Source organism: Xanthobacter tagetidis (assembly GCF_003667445.1).
Taxonomy (GTDB): Bacteria; Pseudomonadota; Alphaproteobacteria; order Rhizobiales; family Xanthobacteraceae; genus Xanthobacter; species Xanthobacter tagetidis.
Genome location: NZ_RCTF01000006.1, coordinates 197,534 through 216,722, shown reverse-complemented (window position 1 = coordinate 216,722; position 19,189 = coordinate 197,534). Strand labels below are relative to the sequence as shown.

The following is a 19,189-nucleotide window of genomic DNA, read 5'->3' as shown; positions in this document are numbered from 1 at the left end:
TTTGGAGGGGCGGGCGGCCGAGGATTGGGGACTTTTACCGCGCTCCCCTTTCATCGGCGGGAGGGGCGGCCTATATTCCAAGGGCCGGCGCAAGCCGGCTATGGCGATAAACGGTTGTCGGAATAAGCCTTTCGGACCCGGGGGCGGTACCCGGCGCCTCCACCAGAATCCATCGCGCTTCAGCGGGGTGGGTTCCGGCGGGGGCGAAATAGGATCGACGAGGGTGTAAAGGGCATTCTTTTGCTCGGCATGGTTCCGCCGTCATCGGGCCGACCTATAGTTGCGAATGACAACTATGCTCCGGTTGCTCAGGCCGCGTGAGCGGTTTGAAAGACCAAATCAAAGTCCTCCCGGGTAGCACCGGATAGGCGGGGTTCGGAGGCACCTGGCAACAGAAGCCTCCACTTCCCTTCCGTTCGGCCGGGCGGAGGGAAGGCATCGACGGCCCCCATCGGGTCCGAGCGTCGCGCCCGCGGGCCGTTCGCCGCGGCGCGAGGGCCAGGACCGGCCGGGATCATTCGGTTCAGCGGGCCCCATGACGGTCGATCACATCCGTTACGATCTTCTCGCCCAGGAGGCGCTGCGCTCCGTGGTGCGCCGCGTGCTCTCCGATGCGGCGCGCGACGGCCTGCCGGGCGACCACCATTTCTACATCTCCTTCGACACCCGCGCCCCCGGCGTGCGGCTCTCCCAGCGCATGCGGGAGAAGTATCCGGAAGAGATGACCATCGTGCTCCAGCACCAGTTCTGGGACCTCGTCGTGACCGAGGCCGGCTTCGAGGTCGGGCTCTCGTTCGGCGGCGTGCCCGAGAAGCTGGTGATTCCGTTCTCCGCGCTCAAGGGCTTCTTCGACCCGTCCGTGAAGTTCGGGCTGCAGTTCGAGCTGGCCGCGCCCGACGGGGCGGAGGCCGAGGCGCAGGAGGCGCCGGCCAGTGCCGACCTGCCCACCGTCGGCGGGCGCCCCTCCCGCGGCGCGGCCTCCGAGCCGGCGCTCGCCAGCGCCCGGCGCGCGCCCGATGCCGATGCGCCGGGCCCCTCCAAGGTGGCCGAGCCGGGCCAGGATACGGCGGAAGACGCGCCGGCCCGTCCCGGCGGCGCCGAGGTGGTGCAGCTCGACGTGTTCCGCAAGAAATAGCCGCCGTCCCCTCGTTCGGCCGCCCGGCCAAAGTGATCCGATCGTGACCAGCGAGACAGACGTCGCCGTCATCGGCGCCGGCGCGGCCGGACTTGCCGCTGGCTTGCGCCTTGCCGCGGCGGGCGTCGCCTTCGAGGTGATCGAGGCGGCGGACCATGCCGGCGGGCGCGCCGAGACCGACACCGCGACCCTCGGCGTGCCGGTGGACCTCGGCTGCCACTGGCTGCACGACGCGCGCGCCAATCCCTTCACCGCCATCGCCCGGACGCTGGGCTTCGACCTCGGCCGCGGCGGGCGCGACCGCACCCGCCTGCTCCATCTGGGCGACCGCTTCGCCACGCCAGACGAGGCGGACGATGGCTGGCGCGAGGTGGATGCCGCCTTCGACGCGGTGCGCGCCGCCGGCGACGCGGGCCGCGATGTCGCCGCCGAGGCGGTACTGCCGAAAAACGGGCGCTTCGAGACGCTGGCGCGCCATTGGCTCGCCTTCATGTCGGCGGCCGATCCGGCGCGGATTTCCACCCGCGACTATGCGCTCTATCGCGACAGTCCCGACAATTGGGCGGTGCTCGGCGGATTCGGCACGCTGGTGCTGGCGCACGCCGCGCATGTTCCGGTGACGCTGTCCTGCCCGGTGACGCGTATCGACCGCTCCGGCCCGCGCCTCGTCCTTGAGATGCCGCGCGGCGCGCTCTCCTGCCAGGCGGCGGTGGTGGCGGTGCCGACCGCGGTCATCGCCTCCGGACGGCTCGGCTTTTTCCCCGCTCTGCCTCATGATCTCGAAGAGGCCTTCGCCGCCCTGCCGCTCGGCGTGGTGGAGAAGGTGGTGCTGGGCTTCGACCGGGACGTGTTCGGCCTGCCGGAGCGCAGCTTCCTCGACGCCTTCACCGAGGCGGCGCCCGAGCGCGGTGCGGTCTCGGCGCTGATCCGCCCCGGCGGGGCGGAGGGCGCGGTGGTGCATGTGGTCGGCGGCATCGCCGCCCGGCTGATGGAGGAGGGGGAGGAGGCCATGGTTCAGCACGCCCTCGATGCGCTGGCGCAGGTGTTCGGCACCGCGCTGAAATCCCGTCTGCGCGGTGCGCGCGCCTCGCGCTGGGCGGCGATGCCTTATGTGGGCGGCGCCTATTCCGGCGCCCTGCCGGGCAAGGCGCATTTGCGCGCGCGGCTCGCGCAGCCGCTCGACGGGCGCATCTTCTTCGCCGGCGAGGCGCTCGGCGGGCCGGCCTTCTCCACCGCCCACGGCGCGCATCTGTCGGGGCTCAAGGCGGCGGATGCGGCGCTCGCAAGCCTGGGAGAAGCGCCATGAGGCCGCTCGCGCTCGTCGTCGCGGTGGCGGAGAACGGCGTCATCGGCCGCGACAGCGACCTGCCGTGGCGCCTGCCGTCCGACCTCAAGCATTTCCGCGCGCTCACCTGGGGCAAGCCCATCGTCATGGGTCGCCGCACCTTCCAGTCCATCGGCAAGCCGCTGCCGGGCCGCACCTCTGTGGTGGTGAGCGCCGACCCGTCCTTCGCCCCGCCCGAGGGCGTGCTCACCGGCCGCAACCTCGCCGAAGCGCTGGCGCTGGCGGAGGATGCCGCCGCGGCGATGGGCGCGCAGGAGATCTCCATCATCGGCGGCCATCGCCTGTTCGCGGAGACGCTGCCTCTGGCGCGGACCCTCCATCTCACCGAGGTGCACGGCCGGCCCGAGGGCGACGTGTTCTTCCCATCGGTGGAGAGCGCCGACTGGCGCGAGACGGCCCGCGAAGGCCCCTTGCAGGGGCCGAAGGACGACATGGCCTTCAGCTACGTGACCCTGGAGCGCCGCCGGCAGGGGTGAGCGGCCGCGCCGGGCGGATCAGATGATCTTCTCCGGCCAGCGGCACAGATCGGCGATCAGGCAGCGCCGGCATTCCGGCTGGCGCGCCTTGCAGATGTAGCGCCCGTGCAGGATCAGCCAGTGGTGGGCGTGGAGCTTGAAGCGGTCCGGGATGCGCGCCTCAAGGCCCTCCTCCACCGCCAGCGGCGTCGCCCCCGGCGCGAGGCCGGTGCGGTTGGCCACCCGGAAGAGATGGGTGTCCACGGCGATGGTGGGTTCGCCGAAGGCGATGTTCAGCACCACGTTGGCGGTCTTGCGCCCGACGCCGGGCAGCGCCTCCAGCGCCTCCCGGTCGCGTGGCACCTGCCCGCCATGGCGGGCGATGAGGAGCCGCGACAGCTCGGCCACGTTCTTCGCCTTGCCCTTGAACAGGCCGAGGGTGCGGATGTGCCGCGCGATCTCCTCCTCGCCGAGCGCCGCCATGGCGGCCGGCGTCGCGGCGGCGGCGAACAGGCCGCGCGTCGCCTTGTTCACTCCGGCGTCGGTGGCCTGGGCGGAGAGCACCACCGCGACCAGGAGCGTGAACGGGTCGGAATGCTCGAGCTCGCCCTTGGGCTCGGGATCGGCCGCCTCGAAGCGGGTGAAGGCCTCGACGATCTCCGCATGGCTCCACGCCGCGAGGGTGCGACCGTGCGCCGCAGCCGCCGCATTGGCCACCGCCCGGCGGCGCGGCGCGGGCTTGGGTTCGGTCGGCACGACGACAGGCGCGGGCTTGGCGCGCCGAACCGCGGCGGGAAGCGGCGCGGCGGCCTTGCCGGAGGCGCGCTTTTGCGGCTTGGCCTGCGCCGGGAGCGCCGACGGCTTTCCCCCCTTGGCCTTGGCGGGGTCGGCGGCGGGGGGTGGCGCTTTGGTCTTCTGCGGCATTTTTCCCGTATACTGAGCAGCCATGACCGATGCCAGCCGCAGCGAAGCCACAGACGTGCGGACCGACGCGCGGACCGACGTGCACGCGCCGGCCGTCGTGCTCGACGAGCCGGAGGTCTATGCCGTCACGCTGGCGCCGCACCGCTCGCTGAGCCAGCGCGGCTTCCTGATCGTCATGGCGGCGGTGGGCGGCGTGAGCTTCGTCTCCGGCTTCGTGTTCCTGGCCATGGGGGCATGGCCGATCTTCGGCTTCTTCGGCCTCGACGTGCTCATCATCTATCTCGCCTTCCGCGCCAATTTCCGCTCCGCCAAGGCGCGCGAATACATCCGCGTCACGCCGAGCGTGGTGGAGGTGCGGCGCGTGCCGGTGAACGGCCGCGAGCGCACCATCCGCCTCAACCCGTTCTGGACCCGCATCTGGCGCGAGGACGACGAGGATCACGGCACGCTGGACGTGGCGCTGGTGAGCGGCCGCTCGACGGTTCCGGTGGGCCGCTTCCTCGGCCCCGAGCAGAAGGGGGCGCTGGCGGACGACCTGACGGCGGCGCTGCAGGCGGTGAAGCGCGGGGTCACGCGCTCCACCTTCTGACGCTTCACACGAACGGCCGCAGCAGCACGCCCAGGAGCCCGCGGAAGCGAAGCGCACCCTCCATGGCGACGAGGCAGACGCAGGGGCCGTCCGCATCCACCACCGGCGCATGGTCCACCTCGCCGTCCACCTCCACGAGGTCGCCGGCCGCATAGCGCCCGCGATGGTCGTGATAGGCGCCGTGCAGCACCTGGGTGAATTCGAGCCCCGCATGGGTGTGGTCGGGAATGCCGCGGCCCGCGCCGATGTCGAGCAGCATCACGTTCGCCTTGGGATCGCCGGGCACGCGCACCCGCCCTATGCGCACGCCCGGCGCGACCGGCCGCAGCGGGCCGATGGCGCAGCCGGCGAGCGCCGCCGGCAGGACCAAGCCGGGCGGAAGTCCCGTCGGCCTCCCGCCGGGGGCCGGCCGCGCCGGGGCCGGGCGATGCACCATGCCGGCGCCCTCGCGCGCGATGCGGTCCATGGTCCGGGCGAAGGCGTCCGGGGCGAGCGGCAGGCCGGCCTCGGCCTCCACCAGGGCGCCCCCGACCGCTTCGAACGCGCGCACCGTCCGCCGGCAGCAGGCGCAGCCTTCCAGATGCGCGGCGACCACGAGGCGCGGGCCGGCCGGCAGCGTGCCCACGGCGAAGCGCGCCAGCGTCTCGTCGCTCGGATGGGCACGCGGGTTCATTTCAGGTCTTCCAGCAGCACCCGCAGCCGGGCGAGGGCGAGCCGCACCCGCGACTTTGCGGTGCCGAGCGGGATGCCCAGTTCCTGGGCGATGGCGGAATGCGGCTTCTCCTGGAAGAAGGACAGCCGGACGATCGCCGCCTGCTCCTCCGACAGGGCGGATAGTGCGGCGCGCACGCGCGCCTCGCGCTCGGCGGTCATGAGCAGGGTCTCGCCCGAGGTTTCGTCCACCGGCTCGCTCTCCGCGTCGGCATCGAGCGTCGAGCGGTGGCGCTCCCGGCGCAGCAGGTCGATACGCAGGTTCCGGGCGATGGTGAAGATCCAGGTGGCCGCGCCGGCGCGGGCGGGATCGAAATAGGACGCCTTGCGCCACACAGCGAGCATGGTCTCCTGGGCCAGCTCCTCGGCGGCGTTGGCGGGCAGTCCGGTGCGGGCGAGATAGGATTTCAGCCGCGGCGCGAAGTGCCGGAACAGCGCGGCAAAGGCCTGCCGGTCCGCATCCCGCGCGATGGCCAGGATCAGGCCGTCGAGGTCGGCGCCGCCGCCCGCTGGAGACGGGACGGTCATGGCGCGGGGCCGACGCGTGTCGGCCGGCGGCGATTCCATGACAGCAGGGGCGGGGGCATGCATGACCTCGATACGAAACGCCCAACCGATCGGATGACCGCACGCGCGCCGGACTGCAGAGGGTGCGCGCACGGCCAAGCTCCACCGCAGGGATGGGGCTGCCAAATAACGATTTCATGATGTGGACGGGAGCCGCGCGCAATCCCCATTGCGGTACGGCATGCCGGCGCCCGGAGCGGCCGAAAGATCCGCCTGCCGCAAGGCTTCGCCTCAGGTCCGGCGGGCAGAGCGACATGACGGCGCATTTGATCTTGCCGATCCAAATCCGTTAGAACCCGCCCGAAGGCTGCGGGGTTGGCCCGCGCGCATGCGCGCGGCGGGGGCGGCGACGATTTCAACGGAGGCGCCATGAAGACGGACATCGCGGGCGAGCGCGCCGTGGCCCCGGGCGAGCTGGAGGCCCATCCCCAGCTCGCCGGCCGGCTCATTCCCGGCGGGCACGCGCTGACGCTCCGGGTCTATTACGAGGACACCGATTTCTCCGGCATCGTCTACCACGCCAACTATCTGAAATTCATGGAGCGCGGCCGCTCCGACTACATGCGCCTGCTGGGCGTCGTGCAGGGCGAGCTGTTCGCCCAGGCCGCCGCCGAGGCGCCGGGCTTCCATTTCGTCGTGCGGGCCATGCAGATCGACTTCCTCAAGCCCGCGCGCATCGACGACGTGCTGGAGGTGGTGACGCTGTCGAACGAGGTGATGGGGGCCTCCATCATCCTGCTGCAGCAGGTCAAGCGGGCCGGCGAGGTGCTGGTGTCGGCCAATGTCCGCGTCGCCTTCGTCTCGCAGGGGCGCGCCAAGCGCATCCCGGACGCGCTGCGCCAGGCGACGCTCAATGACGCAAAGGAAGCCGCGGCACTCGTCAGTTCAAGGCCTTGAGGCAACCGCGGCATGCCGATCCTAACCGCTCGTTAAGGCTATTTGTGGCATGTGTCGTCGCTGGCGGCTGCCGGCGTGCCGCGCGATGGGAAAATCGAGCGGCGGTGCCAAAGTTTGGACAGGATCGCCCGATCAAAGACCGCGCAGCACGGTAGACGGGACCGGCATGCGCGGCGCTTTTGCCGCGCCCACGGAGCGAGGGAATGACAGATCGATCGCGCCGTCGTGGCGCAGGCTCCATGTTCTTTCAGACGCGCCTTCCGCGCCGCCTCTCGCTCGGCCTCGCGGCGGTGCTGCTGGCCGCGGCCGCCCCTGCGGCGGCGCAGGACCTCGCCGCGTCGGGCGTGGCGGCCCCCGCGATGGACATGTCCTTCCTCAGCCTGTTCCTCCAGGCCCACATCGTCGTCAAGCTGGTGATGATCGGCCTGATCCTCGCCTCGATCTGGGTGTGGGCGATCATCATCGACAAGACGGTGCTGTTCGGCCGCAACCGGCGCGAGATGGACCGCTTCGAGCAGGTGTTCTGGTCCGGCCAGAGCCTTGAGGACCTCTACCGCTCGCTCGCCGGGCGCTCGAACCACGGAATGGCCGCCATCTTCGTCGCCGCCATGCGGGAGTGGAAGCGCACCTATGAGGGCGGCGCGCGCTCCTTCGCCGGGCTCAACCAGCGGCTCGACAAGGTGATGAACGTCACCATCGCCCGTGAGATGGACCGGCTGGAATCCAAGCTTCTGGTGCTCGCCACGGTGGGCTCGGCCGGCCCCTTCATCGGCCTGTTCGGCACGGTCTGGGGCATCATGTCGAGCTTCCAGTCCATCGCCGCGTCGAAGAACACATCGCTCGCCGTGGTGGCGCCGGGCATCGCCGAAGCCCTGTTCGCGACCGCGATGGGCCTCATTGCGGCCATTCCCGCGACCATATTCTACAACAAGTTCGTGTCGCAGGCGGGCCGGCAGGCGCAGCGCCTGGAAGGCTTCGCCGACGAGTTCTCCGCGATCTTGTCGCGGCAGATCGACGAGCAGGAGTAGGCCCATGGGAATGTCTGCGGGAGGGGGCGCCGCCGGCTGGCAGAGCCGTCGCTCGCGGCGCCGCGGCCGGCCGGTGATGGCGGAGATCAACGTGACGCCCATGGTGGACGTCATGCTGGTGCTGCTCATCATCTTCATGGTGGCGGCGCCCATGCTTACGGTCGGCGTGCCGATCGACCTGCCGCAGACCCAGGCGACCGCCGTCAACCAGGACAACAAGGAGCCGATCACGCTCTCGGTCAACGACAAGGGCCAGATCTTCATCGGCGACAGCGAGATCAAGCGCGAGGAGCTGGTCCCGAAGTTGCAAGCGATCACCCAGGCGCGCGGCGGCATGGATGAGCGCATCTTCGTGCGCGGCGACAAGAAGGTGGATTACGGCACCGTGATGGGCGTGATGGGCCGCCTGTCCGCGGCCGGCTTCAAGCGGGTGGCCCTCGTCACCGAAGTGGAACAGGGAGGCTGAGGCGCGATGCGTGTCGGGCTTGCCGCATCGACGGTGCTGCATTCGAGCGTTCTGGTGTTCATGCTGGTGTCCTTCACCGGCGCGAAGCCGTTCGACACGCCGCCCGAATCCATGCCCGTGGACATCGTCTCCGCCTCCGAATTCACCAAGATGACCAAGGGCGAGAAGAGCGGGAAGAAGGACGAGGCGCCGAAGACCGTCGCCGAGAAGGTCGACGCGCCGAGCCCGGTGGAGGATTCCAAGCCCAAGGTGTCCGAGAAGGCGCCGGTGGACGCCACCACGCCGCCGCCCGCGGCGGCCGCCCCGCCGCCCCAGCCGCCCCAGCCGCCCCAGCAGCAGCCGACCCCGCCCAAGGCAGCCGAGGCGCCGCCCACGCCGCCCACCGCCGACGAGGCGCTGAAGAACGCGGCAAAGCCGGATCCCAAGCCCGTGCAGCAGGCATCGCTCGCGCCGGTGCCGCTGCCGCCGAGGAAGCCCGCGCCGCCGAAGGACGACCCCAAGCCCCAGGACGTCACCTCGCAGCGCGACTTCAACGCCGACGAAATCAAGCAGCTCCTGGACAAGCGTACCCCGACGCGCCAGGCGGCGAGCGCCAGCCAGGTCTCCACCACCGCCTCGCTGGGCGCCCCGCGCGGCGAGCAGGCGACCCTGAGCCAGAGCGAGATCGACGCGTTCCGCGCCCGGCTCCAGCAGTGCTGGATCACGCCCGGCGTGCCGGACGACGCGCTGTTCGTGCTCATCAACGTGTCGTTCCGCGAGGACGGCTCCATCGTCGGGCAGCCCGAGGTGCTCGGCGGCAGCCCCTCCGCCTTCTGGCGGCCGATCGCCGACAGCGCCATGCGCGCCTTGCTGCGCTGCCAGCCTTACACCATGCTCCGCAAGGAAAACTATCGTCAGTGGAAGGATATGGAGCTGAGATTCACGCCGAAGGGAGCCTGACATGCGCCCGGCCCGCTCGGCGGCGGAAGAGCGTTCCCATCGGCCGGCAGCCGGCTTGGTTGGGAAGACGGCTTCCGCTTCTCGCATCGTGACACCGACCCCGCTCCGGACGGATTCCAACCGGGGCAGGTCCGGTTCTAGTCTGAGGGACACCCGTCCCGACCGTTCCGCGTTCCCCTTTCATCGCGCCCCAACCCGAAGCCGGCCCCGCCGCGCGGATGGGCGCCGAAAGCCATCAGAGGTCCGACCAAAGTGAACCCGCCCCCCTCGCGTTCCAGATTCGCGCTGACCCGCCGCAGCTTCGTGGCCGGCGCCGGTGGCCTTCTGGCCGCCGGCGCGGCGCTCAGGGCCTCGCCGGCCAACGCCGCGCTGAAGCTCGACATCTCCGGCGGCGTGCCCCAGCCGATCCCGATCGCCATCACCGACTTCGTGGGCGAGGTGGAGCAGGGCCGCGCCATTTCCGGCGTCATCGCCGCCGACCTCAAGCGCTCCGGCCTGTTCGCGCCGATCGATCCCAAGGCGTTCGTGGAGCAGATCTCCAATCCGGACACGCCGCGTTTCCAGGACTGGCGCGTCATCAATGCCCAGGGCCTCGTCACCGGCCGCGTCGCGCGCCAGCAGGACGGCCGCTTCCAGGTGATCTTCCGCCTGTGGGACGTGTTCGCGGGCCAGCAGCTCGCCGCCCAGCAGTTCGTCGCGCAGCCGGAGAACTGGCGCCGCATCGCCCACATCATCGCCGACGCCATCTATGAGCGGCTGACCGGCGAGAAGGGCTATTTCGACACCCGCATCGTATTCGTGGACGAGAGCGGCTCGAAGGAGCGGCGCATCAAGCGCCTCGCCATCATGGACCAGGACGGCGCCAATGTGAGCTACCTCACGCGCGGCGACCAGCTTGTGCTGACCCCGCGCTTCTCGCCCACCAGCCAGGAGATCACCTACATGTCCTACGGGCAGGGTGATCCGCGCGTGCTGCTGCTCAACATCGAGACCGGCCAGCGCGAGGTGGTGGGCAACTTCCCCGGCATGAGCTTTGCCCCGCGCTTCGCGCCCGATGGCCAGAAGGTCATCATGAGCCTGCAGCAGGGCAGCAATTCCAACATCTTCGTGATGGACCTGCGCTCGAAGGCCACCACCCGCCTCACCGACACGCCGGCGATCGACACCGCGCCCTGCTATTCGCCCGACGGGCGGCAGATCTGCTTCGAGAGCGACCGCGGCGGCTCCTCGCAGATCTACCTGATGAACGCGGACGGCTCGGGCGCGCGGCGCATCTCGTTCGGCAATGCCCGCTACTCGACGCCGGTCTGGTCGCCGCGCGGCGACTGGATCGCCTTCACCCGCCAGGCGGAGGGCCGCTTCGCCATCGGCGTCATGAAGACCGACGGCTCGGGCGAGCGCGTGCTCACCGAGGGATACCATAACGAAGGGCCGACCTTCGCGCCCAACGGCCGCGTCATCATGTTCTTCCGCGATCCCGGCGGCGCGGCGGGCCCGAACCTCTATACGGTGGACGTGACCGGCTACAACGAGCAGCGGGTGCCCACCCCGAGCTACGCCTCCGATCCCGCTTGGTCGCCGCTGCGCTCCTGAGGGCGATGGCGGCCCTGCCCGGCGGCGGCCCGCGCCGGCTCGGCCACGCCGATGCCGATCGCAACGGCCGCATGCGCGAACGCCGGGGAGGTTTCCCTCCCCGGCGCCACGTGGGCCGATCCGACCTTCCCTTGTATTGTTGTTCTGGGGCCCCGCGCTGAGGCCGGCAGTGTCGCGTCTACGTCATCCCCAGCAGCACCGCGCCAATGAAGGCGAAGGCGGCGCCGAGCTTCAGGAGCGTCAAGACCTGCGTCACCGTCACCGGCTGCTCCCCGCATGAATCGACCTCGCGGGGAAAACTAGCAAAGCGCGCCGCCCTGAAAAGACCTGAAATGTGCTGCGGCGCATGACTTCTCGCTGCGGCGCGAAGGCTCCGCCGGGCCAAGTAACGCCAGATTTTCATCTTTAGCCCTGCGTGCATCGCACAGGACGATGTCTTGGCATACGTTATTTCACACGGCGATGGCGCCTTCCACCAGCGCGGCGAGGCTCAAGGCCGCCCGGTCGCGCCCGAAACGGCCCACCAGCTGGACGCCCATGGGCAGCCCGTCGGCACCGGTGAGGCCGGTGATGTTGATGGTCGGGCAGCCCATCAGGGTCCACAGCCGGTTGAACATGGGCGAGCCGGTGGAGGCGAAGCCCTCCGGCGCGGTGCCGGGCGCGGAGAAGGTCAGCAGCGCGTCCACCTCGCCGAACAGGGTGCCGAGCACGTGCCGCCCGCGCTTGCCGATGCGCCGTGCCTCGTCATAGGCCTCGGGCGTGATGGCGGACGCGGCCTCAAGGTGCGCGCGCAGCCCCTCGGAGAGTGCGGCGCGGTGGTGGGTGAACTCGTCCATCAGCGCCAGCGCCGCCTCGAAGTCCTGGATGGTGCCGTGCACCGCATCGGCCGCCTCCAGTTCCTCCGGCAGGGTGATGGGCACGATGCGTGCGCCCGCGGCCTCCACGGCCCGGGCCGCCGCGGCGAGCGCGGCATGGGCGTCGGCGCTCGCCGATGCGTCGCGCGCGGTCGCCAGCATGCCGATGCGCGGCGCCGTGCCGAAGCCCTCGATGGAAAGGTCGCGCCCGGTGAGCGCGGACGCGGCGAACGCCACGTCCGTCACGCGGGCGGCGAACAGGCCCATGGTGTCGAGGTGCCAGGAGAAGGTCTTCATGCCGAGCGCCGGCAGCAGCCGGTAGGTGGGCTTGTAGCCGGTGACGCCGCAATAGGAGGCCGGGCGCACCACCGAGCCGCCGGTCTGGGTGCCGAGCGCAAACGGCACCATGCCCGCCGCCACCGCCGCCGCCGAGCCCGAGGAGGAGCCGCCGGGCGAATGGGTGAGCCGGCGCGGGTTGCGCGTCTGCGACGGCTTCAGGAAGGCGAATTCCGTGGTCACGGTCTTGCCCAGCAGCAGCCCGCCGGCGCGCAGCGCCTGCCCCACCACCGGGGCGTCGGCGCGCGGCCGGTAGCCGGCGAAGAGGGGGCTGCCATAGGCGGTGGGCAGATCGCGCGTGTCGATGATGTCCTTCACCGCGAACGGCAGGCCGGCGAGCGCTGTCCCGCCGAAGTCGCCGCCCCGCGCCTTCGCCCGCCCCGCCGCCGGGTCCAGAGCGCAGAAGGCGCCCACGTTCGCATCCCTCTCGGCGATGGCGGCAAGGCAGGTCTCCAGCACGTCGTGGGGCGTGGTGCGGCCCTCGCGCAGAGCAAGGGCGATCTCGCGGGCCTTCAGCATGGTCATGGGGCGGGGGGCCAATGGGTTGGGCGCGGCGCGCCGGGCTCGGTCCGGATCCGAAGCCGGGGCCGCGACGACGCCAGCGTTCGGAAGCTCGGATGCAAAAGAGCGGAGATTCAGCTTGCCGTCAAAGGGGCCGTCCCGCCCGCCCCGGCGCCTCACTGCACCGGCAGGACGCGCCGGCCCTGGCGCGCGGCATCGTCATAGACCTTGGTGTCGCCCGGCCGCATGGAATAGCAGGTAGGCACGACCACCGGCCGGCCCTTGGCGATGAGCTCGGAGATGGTGGCGAAGCCGTAGCCGCGCGCCTTCAGCGCCGGGATCAGCAGGCGCAGGGCCGCCGCCGTGTGCTTGCCGCGCCCGTTCGCGTGCATGAGCACGATGGAGCCGGGGCGGATGGCGGCTAGCATCTGGTCCGCCATCACCTTGGCGCCGATGAAGGCGGGATCGCCGGAATCCACGTCCCACTGGATGGCGAGGTGGCCGGTGTGGTTCACATAGGCGAGCGCCTCGGGGCTGCACGAGCCGTAGGGGAAGCGGAACATCCGCGTGCGCTCGGGGCCGGCCATCGCGCAGCCCAGCGCGGCGGCGTCCGCCCGGCGCACCGCATAGGCGATGTCCGCATCATCCACCTGGCGCTGCATCTCGGTGCCCGCGCGCACCGCGAGATTGGCGTGCGACCAGGTGTGGTTGCCCATCTCGAACAGCGGATCGGCGATCAGCTGCATCGCCCGCTCCTTGTGCGTCATCATCCACTTGCCGCCGGCGAACAAAGTGGTCGGCACGTCTTCCTGGCGCAGATAGTCGAAGATGGCGCCGTCATAGCCGGAGACCTCGCCGCCGGCCTCGCACAGATCGAAGGTGAGCGCGACGAGCTTCACGCCCGCCGGCAGGTCCACCCGCCGGATGGCGCCGGCGAGCGGCGCCGGCACGGGCTGGGCGGCGGCGAGCACCCGGTCGGGCAGTGCGACGGCGCCCTTGCGTGGCTGGACGATCTCCTCGCCGGGCCTGGCGGCGAGCGCGGCCGGCGCAAAGCAGGCGGGCGGCGGAGCCGCGGCGTGCACGGCACCGGTGGCGGCGAGAAGGACAAGGACAGGCAGGAGGCGGACGGCGGACGGCACGGCGATCGATCCCGAAAAGGCATGCGGCCCGCCCGCCAGCGCGGGCGCAGCCGTGGCAGCACTCAGCACGCCGCCGGGCCGCAGGCAAGGGCTGCCTTGGAGGGGTGGTGTCCCTGAGACGGCCATTGCGCCGGTGCGCCGGCGCGGGTCCAATCGCGACCCCGCCATCGCGTCGGCGCCACGGAGACGACCATGAACCCCTCTCCCGCCTCAAAGCTCGCGGTCGTCACCGGCGGCAATGCCGGCATCGGCCTCGCGGTCGCCCACGAGATCGCCGCCCGCGGCCACCGCCTGCTGCTGGTCGCCCGCGACGCGGCGCGGCTGGAGGCGGCAGCGCGCGAGATTGCCGGCGGGCACGGCGGCGCAGCGGAAATCCGCGTCTGCGACCTCTCGGACGCTGCCGCCACCGAGGCGCTCGCGGCCGATCTCGCGGCGCTCGGGCCGGACATCCTGGTGAACAATGCGGGCTTCGGCGACTACGGCCCGTTCGCGGACCTGCCGGCGCAGAGCGCCGCCGGCATGATCGCCACCAATATCGCCGCGCTCACGCGCCTCACCAGTGCCGTGCTGCCGGCCATGCGGGCGCGCGGCGCGGGGCAGATCCTCAACGTCGCCTCCACCGCCGCCTTCGCGCCGCTGCCGCTGGCCGCGGTCTACGGCGCCTCGAAGGCCTATGTGCTGTCCTTCTCGCTGGCGCTCGCGGAGGAACTGGCGGAAAGCGGCGTCACAGTCACCGCGCTCTGCCCCGGCCCGACGCCGACCGGCTTCGCCGCGCGTGCCGGCATGACGCGCACCGAGCTGTTCCGCGGCGCCCCATCCACCAGCGCGGAAGAGGTGGCGGCCCGGGGCGTCGAAGCGATGATGGCGGGGCGGGCGATGGAGGTGGTGGGCGGCACCAACCGGCTGCTGGCGTTCGCCACCCGCTTCGCGCCGCGCGGCCTGCTGGCGCGCGTCACCCACCGCGCCATGCGCGAGCGGCTGCGCTGAGGCGCGCCGGCTACTTCGCCAGCAGTACGCCGGTGCAAGCCTCGGGCAGCTCGGCCAGCGTCAAAGGCGGCTTGGGCTTGGAGGGCTCCTTCGAGGGCTTGGGGTGCAGCACCTCGTCGGTGAACCACCAGTCGAGCTCGGCGCCGCAGCCCTCGCCGCCGGGGATCGGGTCCTGGGCGCGGCAGCCGGGGCTGTCCTTGGGGCAGCCGATGCGGACGTGCATGTGGAAATCATGGCCCCAATAGGGGCGCACCTTGGCGAGCCAGGCGCGATTGCCGGTGGCGTCGCGGCACAGCGCCTTCTTGATGGCGGCGTTCACCAGCACCCGCTCCACCTGCGGGTCCTGCGCAGCGAGGCGCACCACCTTCCAGTGGTCGGGGCGCCAGTTGGCGGGGTCGATGTCGCGCCGGTCGGCGCGCACCATCATGGTGGCGGAGAGCTTCTCGCGCTCCTCGCGGGTGAATTCGCGGCCCGGGCTCGGGGTGAGCCAGACGTCCACGTCGAGGCCGAGCTGGTGCGAGGCGTGGCCGGTGAGCATCGGCCCGCCGCGCGGCTGCGCCATGTCGCCCACGAGGATGCCGGGCCACGACGATACCTTCGGCACCTGCAGCGCGAACCGCTCGACGAACGCCACCAGGTCAGGATGGCCCCAGTTGCGGTTGCGCGACAGGCGCATGGCCTGCCATGCGGGACCGTTCACCGGCAGCGCCACGCCGCCGGCGAGGCAGCCCTTGGAATAGAAGCCGATGGACCGCGCGGCGAGCGGCGCCGGCCCGTCGACCCTGCCGAACAGCTCCTTGGCCGGCTTGTCCGCCAGCGCCGGCGGCACGCCCTGGGCCGACGCCGCGCCGGCCGGCAGCAGCGACGCAAGGGCGATGAGCGCCGCCGCGAGGCGCGCGCGCACCGGCCGGGCCATCAGCTCGCCGCCTTGTGGGTGAGCACCACGAAGTCCTGGTTGGTGCGGGTGTCCGGATGGGCCGGCAGGTCGGTGATGAACAATGTCGCCCCCGGCTTCACCAGTGCCGCCACCTGCTGGTTGATGGTGGTGTCGATGCCGATGCGCGACAGCGTGCGCTGGGCCGCGCCGGTCACCGCGTCTCCGCCCTCCAGCGACACCGCGTTCCAGCGCGCTGGCTGGCCGGGCGCGGTCGCGGTCAGCACATAGACCACGTTGCCGAGCGGCGTGCCGGGATCGGCGATGGTCACGGGGCCGGTCACGGCTGGCTTGCCGCCCTTCAGGCCGATGAGCGTCCTGTCCGCGCCGCTGATGACGATGCTCACCGGCTCCGGCGGCGGGGCGGCGGCGCCGGGGGCCTGCGGCGTCTGCCCGTCCTGCGGCGCGCCCCGGCCGGTGGCGTCCACCGCCAGTTCCTGCTCCAGGTTCTCGCTCATGACGAGGCCGGGATGCAGCACGTCCTGCGGCGCCGTGTGGTTGTCGGCGATGATCACCGTGGTTCCGAGATGGGTGATGCCGAACAAAAGCTTGGCGAAGGCCAAAGGCAGGTGCACGCAGCCGTGCGAGGAGGGATAGCCCGGCAGCCCGCCGGCATGCAGCGCCACCCCGGACCAGGTGAGGCGCTCGGTATAGGGCATGGAGGCGTCGTTATAGAGCGAGGAATGGTGGTCCACGTCCTTCTGGAGGATGGTGAACACCCCCGTGGGCGTGCCGAAGCCGTCCTTGCCCGTGGAGACCGTGGTGACGCCGATGCGCACGCCGTTGCGGTAGACGTAGGCCATCTGGTCGGACAGGTTCACCACCACCGCGACGAAGCCGTCCGGCGCGCGCTCGGGATGCCAGACGAACGCGCCCGGCTTCAGCGCCTTGATGGCTTCGAGGTCGGGGTCGTCCGCCGCCATCACCGGCAGCAGCGCGTCGAGCGCGGCGCCGGCGGCGATCAGGCCGGCGAGCTTGAGGGTCCGGCGTCGGCCGGCGTCGAAATCAAAGGCCATGGGGCACCCCTCACCGGACCGCCGCCGGAGCCGGCGGCGAATCTGCGCAGGGAATCTAACCCGAGCTGCCGCCCGCGCTCAATCGGCGTAGGGATTGGCCTTTTCGCGCAAAGCGATGCGGATCGGCACGCCAGGCAGGTCGAAGGTCTCGCGCAGGCCGTTGGAGAGATAGCGCAGATAGCTCTCCGGCACCGCGTCGGCGCGCGAGCAGAACAGCACGAAGGAGGGCGGGCGCGCCTTCGGCTGGGTCATGTAGCGCAGCTTTACCCGGCGCCCGGACACCGCCGGCGGCGGATGCGCGTCGGTCGCCTCCTGGAGGAAGCGGTTGAGCGGGTTGGTGGCGATGCGCTTGTTCCAGCACTTGTGGGCGGCGACGATCGCCTCCACCAGCTTGTCGAGCCCGTGGCCGGTGGCGCCGGAGAGGGCGACGATCGGCACGCCCTTCACCTGCGGCAGCAGGTGGTCCACCTGCTCGCGCAGCTTGGCGGCGAGGCCGCCGCGCGGCACGAGGTCGGTCTTGTTGTAGCCGATGACGAGCGCCCGGCCCTCGCGCTCCACCAGATCGGCGATGCGCAGGTCCTGCTCCTCGAACGGGCGGGTGGCGTCGATCAGCACCACCACCACCTCGGCGAACTTCATCGCCCGGAGGCCGTCGGCGGCGGAGAGCTTCTCCAGCTTGTCGTCGATGCGCGCGCGCTTGCGCAGGCCGGCGGTGTCGAACACCTCCAGCTTCACGCCCTTGTGCTCCACCTCCACGGCGATGGAATCGCGCGTGATGCCGGCCTCCGGGCCGGTGAGCAGGCGATCTTCCCCGAGCAGGCGGTTGATGAGCGTGGACTTGCCGGCATTGGGCCGGCCCAGCACCGCCACCTTGATGGGGCGCTTCGGCCTGGTGTCCGCCGCTTCCGCGTCGGCCGGCTCCGCCGCGTCCTCGTCGTCGTCCGTGTCCTCGTCGTCCTCGGCCAGGGCGGTCTGCTCCGGCAGCGCGTCGAGCACGGCGTCGTAGAGTTCGGAGAGGCCCTCGCCGTGCTCGGCGGAGAGCGGGATCGGGTCGCCGAGGCCGAGCGCGAACGCCTCCAGCCGGCCCGCTTCGCCGCCCCGTCCCTCGCTCTTGTTGGCGACCAGGATGGTGGGCTTGCCCGACTTGCGCACCAGGCTCGCGAACGCGCGGTCGGCGGGGGTCAGGCCGACCCGGGCGTCGATCATGAACAGGATGGCGTCGGCGTCGGCGATGGCGGTCTCGGTCTGGGCGCGCATGCGCCCTTCGAGGCTCGCCGGGTCCGCCTCCTCCAGGCCCGCCGTGTCGACGATGCGGAAGGTGAGGTCGCCGAGATGGGCCTCGCCCTCGCGCCGGTCGCGGGTCACGCCCGGCCGGTCGTCCACCAGCGCGAGCTTCTTGCCCACGAGGCGGTTGAACAGGGTGGACTTGCCCACATTGGGCCGGCCCACGATGGCGAGGGTGAAGGACATGAATTCGGCTCGTCGCCCCTGCTGCGTGCGGGGTCTGGAAGGAGAAGCGGCGGCGCAGCCTAGCACGGCGCCCGCAGGAGCGGGCGCGCCGCGCGGTCAGTTGGTCTGCTGGCCCTGCTGGCCCGGCTTGGCCGCGGGGTCCGGCAGGCGGTCGAGGACGGCGTTGGAATTGCTCGGCTGCGAGGGCGCGGCGGAATAGTCGACCCCCGGAACGCCTTCGGGGAAGACCTGCTGGCGCGAGCCGGGCAGGCGCGTCTCCTTCTCGGCGAAGGGGTTGAACTTCTCCATCGATTCGCAGCCGGCCAGCGCCAGCGCGAGGCCGGCGGCAAGAGCGAGGCGCGCGAGCGCTTGCGTCATGGAGGACTCCCTCATTGGGTCGCCGGGCTCGCCGCGGGCGCGGCCGGCTCGGCGGGGGGCGGGACCGCCGAGGCGGTGAGGCGGCGGATCAGCTCGGCGCGCGAGCGCGCCCCGCCCGCGGCCTCGGCATCCTCGGTGATCTCGGTGGCGAGCTTGTTGGCGGCGGCGGCGTTGCCGGCCTTCAGCTCGGCGAGCGCGAGCGCCTCGCGGGCGGAATTGCGCAGCGGCCCTGTGCCGGCAGCGAGCGCGCCGACGCGCTGGCGCACCTCGTCCGGCGTGCCGGTATCCACCAGGATCAGCCCGGCGCGCACCCGCGCAACGTCGCGCAGCGCGGCGGGCAGGCCGGCATTGGCGGCGAGCGCGTCGAAGGCGGCGACGCCGCGCGCCTTGTCGGCCTGCGCCGCCACCGAGGCGGCGCGGAAGCCGGCGAGCGCCGCATAGCCCGCCGGGCCGTCCTTCACCAGCGCCTGGAAGCCGGCCTCGGCCTCCGGGAACTTGCCGGCGGCGGCGAGCTCGGAGGCGGCCTCGAACGCGGCGCTGGCCTTGAAGGCCTGCTGCTCGCGCCAGTATTTCCAGCCGCTCCAGCCGGCGGTCGCGGCCACCAGCAACAGCGCCAGCGCGATCAGGTAGTTGCCGAAGCGGTCCCACAGCTTGCGCAGGCGCTCGCGCCGGAGGTCTTCCTCGATCTCGTGAAATATGTCGGTCATCGGCGGTTCGCGGCTCTCTGGCGCCGGCGCTCCCGTCAGGGGTGCCGGAAAGGGCGGGTAACGTATCCGTGCGGCTCAATCGTGGCAAACCCGCGCCGGGTCAAGTGGCGCGATCGCCTGACCGGCCGCGACGCGGGCCGGTTGCCGACGGCTCCCCCCCGTCGTTTCAGCGTTCCGGGGGAACGAAACCGCGCCGCTGCGGTTGCGCTTGCGGCGACGCCAGAGCCGACGCCCGGCCT

The 19,189-nt window shown here is 71.6% G+C and carries 21 protein-coding genes and 1 other RNA gene; 11 read left to right on the top strand and 11 right to left on the bottom strand.

All coding sequences use genetic code 11. The features are described 5' to 3' along the window. Positions 1-44: 44 nt before the first annotated feature. The 4 genes from ssrA (at position 45) to D9R14_RS09800 (ending at position 2,956) form a co-directional block, all read left to right on the top strand. Positions 45-406: a transfer-messenger RNA gene (gene ssrA, locus D9R14_RS09815) on the top strand. A gap of 129 nt (positions 407-535) precedes the next feature. After that, the gene (locus tag D9R14_RS09810) at positions 536-1,135 is read left to right on the top strand and encodes an SspB family protein (protein WP_121623134.1); all 600 of its coding nucleotides are present in this window, start codon (positions 536-538) and stop codon (positions 1,133-1,135) included. 43 nt (positions 1,136-1,178) lie between these two features. After that, positions 1,179-2,441: a flavin monoamine oxidase family protein gene (locus D9R14_RS09805; RefSeq protein ID WP_245420682.1), complete on the top strand. Its 1,263-nt coding sequence runs from the start codon at positions 1,179-1,181 to the stop codon at positions 2,439-2,441. Then, the gene (locus tag D9R14_RS09800) at positions 2,438-2,956 is read left to right on the top strand and encodes a dihydrofolate reductase (RefSeq protein ID WP_121623132.1); all 519 of its coding nucleotides are present in this window, start codon (positions 2,438-2,440) and stop codon (positions 2,954-2,956) included. The genes D9R14_RS09805 and D9R14_RS09800 overlap by 4 nt, the downstream gene beginning before the upstream one ends. A gap of 18 nt (positions 2,957-2,974) precedes the next feature. Here the strand turns inward: D9R14_RS09800 and nth are convergent, their stop codons facing one another. Further along, positions 2,975-3,859: an endonuclease III gene (nth, locus tag D9R14_RS09795; RefSeq protein ID WP_170168565.1), complete on the bottom strand. Its 885-nt coding sequence runs from the start codon at positions 3,857-3,859 to the stop codon at positions 2,975-2,977. A gap of 22 nt (positions 3,860-3,881) precedes the next feature. On the opposite strand from nth, the gene D9R14_RS09790 reads away from it, so the two are divergent. Further along, complete coding sequence (locus tag D9R14_RS09790; RefSeq protein ID WP_121623130.1) at positions 3,882-4,448, top strand: DUF2244 domain-containing protein; 567 nt, start codon at positions 3,882-3,884, stop codon at positions 4,446-4,448. A 4-nt stretch (positions 4,449-4,452) separates the two neighbouring features. On the opposite strand, the gene D9R14_RS09785 is transcribed toward D9R14_RS09790, so the two are convergent. Continuing rightward, positions 4,453-5,121, bottom strand: a complete 669-nt coding sequence (locus D9R14_RS09785) for a ChrR family anti-sigma-E factor (RefSeq protein WP_121623129.1) — start codon at positions 5,119-5,121, stop codon at positions 4,453-4,455. Then, the gene (locus D9R14_RS09780) at positions 5,118-5,687 is read right to left on the bottom strand and encodes a sigma-70 family RNA polymerase sigma factor (protein ID WP_170168564.1); all 570 of its coding nucleotides are present in this window, start codon (positions 5,685-5,687) and stop codon (positions 5,118-5,120) included. The genes D9R14_RS09785 and D9R14_RS09780 overlap by 4 nt, the downstream gene beginning before the upstream one ends. A gap of 408 nt (positions 5,688-6,095) precedes the next feature. Here D9R14_RS09780 and ybgC point away from each other — a divergent pair, with 408 nt between their 5' ends. The 5 genes from ybgC to tolB all read left to right on the top strand — a co-directional run bounded on the left by ybgC (position 6,096) and on the right by tolB (position 10,649). After that, complete coding sequence (gene ybgC, locus D9R14_RS09775) at positions 6,096-6,623, top strand: tol-pal system-associated acyl-CoA thioesterase (protein ID WP_121623184.1); 528 nt, start codon at positions 6,096-6,098, stop codon at positions 6,621-6,623. Between the two features lie 359 nt (positions 6,624-6,982). Beyond that, positions 6,983-7,651, top strand: coding sequence for a protein TolQ (tolQ, locus tag D9R14_RS09770; RefSeq protein WP_342634780.1), 669 nt, complete (start codon positions 6,983-6,985; stop codon positions 7,649-7,651). 4 nt (positions 7,652-7,655) lie between these two features. After that, a complete protein-coding gene (gene tolR, locus D9R14_RS09765) occupies positions 7,656-8,117 on the top strand; it encodes a protein TolR (RefSeq protein ID WP_121623126.1) in 462 nt (153 codons plus the stop codon). Between the two features lie 6 nt (positions 8,118-8,123). Beyond that, positions 8,124-9,056 (top strand): cell envelope integrity protein TolA, encoded by a 933-nt coding sequence (gene tolA, locus D9R14_RS09760; protein WP_121623125.1) that lies wholly within the window; start codon positions 8,124-8,126, stop codon positions 9,054-9,056. Between the two features lie 252 nt (positions 9,057-9,308). Continuing rightward, positions 9,309-10,649, top strand: coding sequence for a Tol-Pal system beta propeller repeat protein TolB (tolB, locus tag D9R14_RS09755; protein ID WP_121623124.1), 1,341 nt, complete (start codon positions 9,309-9,311; stop codon positions 10,647-10,649). 178 nt (positions 10,650-10,827) lie between these two features. On the opposite strand, the gene D9R14_RS22900 is transcribed toward tolB, so the two are convergent. The 3 genes from D9R14_RS22900 to D9R14_RS09745 form a co-directional block, all read right to left on the bottom strand. After that, the gene (locus D9R14_RS22900; protein ID WP_147452997.1) at positions 10,828-11,052 is read right to left on the bottom strand and encodes a hypothetical protein; all 225 of its coding nucleotides are present in this window, start codon (positions 11,050-11,052) and stop codon (positions 10,828-10,830) included. A 49-nt stretch (positions 11,053-11,101) separates the two neighbouring features. Next, positions 11,102-12,364: an amidase gene (locus D9R14_RS09750; protein ID WP_121623123.1), complete on the bottom strand. Its 1,263-nt coding sequence runs from the start codon at positions 12,362-12,364 to the stop codon at positions 11,102-11,104. A gap of 152 nt (positions 12,365-12,516) precedes the next feature. Further along, positions 12,517-13,479 carry a polysaccharide deacetylase family protein gene (locus tag D9R14_RS09745; protein ID WP_170168563.1) on the bottom strand — a complete coding sequence of 321 codons (963 nt, stop codon included), beginning with the start codon at positions 13,477-13,479 and terminating at the stop codon, positions 12,517-12,519. A 192-nt stretch (positions 13,480-13,671) separates the two neighbouring features. Between D9R14_RS09745 and D9R14_RS09740 the strand changes: the two genes are divergently transcribed. Beyond that, complete coding sequence (locus tag D9R14_RS09740) at positions 13,672-14,466, top strand: SDR family NAD(P)-dependent oxidoreductase (protein ID WP_121623121.1); 795 nt, start codon at positions 13,672-13,674, stop codon at positions 14,464-14,466. A gap of 10 nt (positions 14,467-14,476) precedes the next feature. Here D9R14_RS09740 and mepA read toward each other — a convergent pair whose 3' ends face one another. The 5 genes from mepA to D9R14_RS09715 form a co-directional block, all read right to left on the bottom strand. Then, the gene (gene mepA, locus D9R14_RS09735) at positions 14,477-15,382 is read right to left on the bottom strand and encodes a penicillin-insensitive murein endopeptidase (protein WP_121623120.1); all 906 of its coding nucleotides are present in this window, start codon (positions 15,380-15,382) and stop codon (positions 14,477-14,479) included. Further along, positions 15,382-16,416, bottom strand: a complete 1,035-nt coding sequence (locus D9R14_RS09730) for a L,D-transpeptidase (protein WP_121623119.1) — start codon at positions 16,414-16,416, stop codon at positions 15,382-15,384. The genes mepA and D9R14_RS09730 overlap by 1 nt, the downstream gene beginning before the upstream one ends. Before the next feature lie 78 nt (positions 16,417-16,494). Beyond that, positions 16,495-17,886 carry a ribosome biogenesis GTPase Der gene (der, locus tag D9R14_RS09725; RefSeq protein WP_121623118.1) on the bottom strand — a complete coding sequence of 464 codons (1,392 nt, stop codon included), beginning with the start codon at positions 17,884-17,886 and terminating at the stop codon, positions 16,495-16,497. Positions 17,887-17,982: 96 nt separating this feature from the next. Continuing rightward, complete coding sequence (locus tag D9R14_RS09720; RefSeq protein WP_121623117.1) at positions 17,983-18,243, bottom strand: hypothetical protein; 261 nt, start codon at positions 18,241-18,243, stop codon at positions 17,983-17,985. 11 nt (positions 18,244-18,254) lie between these two features. Continuing rightward, positions 18,255-18,950: a tetratricopeptide repeat protein gene (locus tag D9R14_RS09715; protein ID WP_121623116.1), complete on the bottom strand. Its 696-nt coding sequence runs from the start codon at positions 18,948-18,950 to the stop codon at positions 18,255-18,257. Between the last annotated feature and the right edge of the window lie 239 nt (positions 18,951-19,189).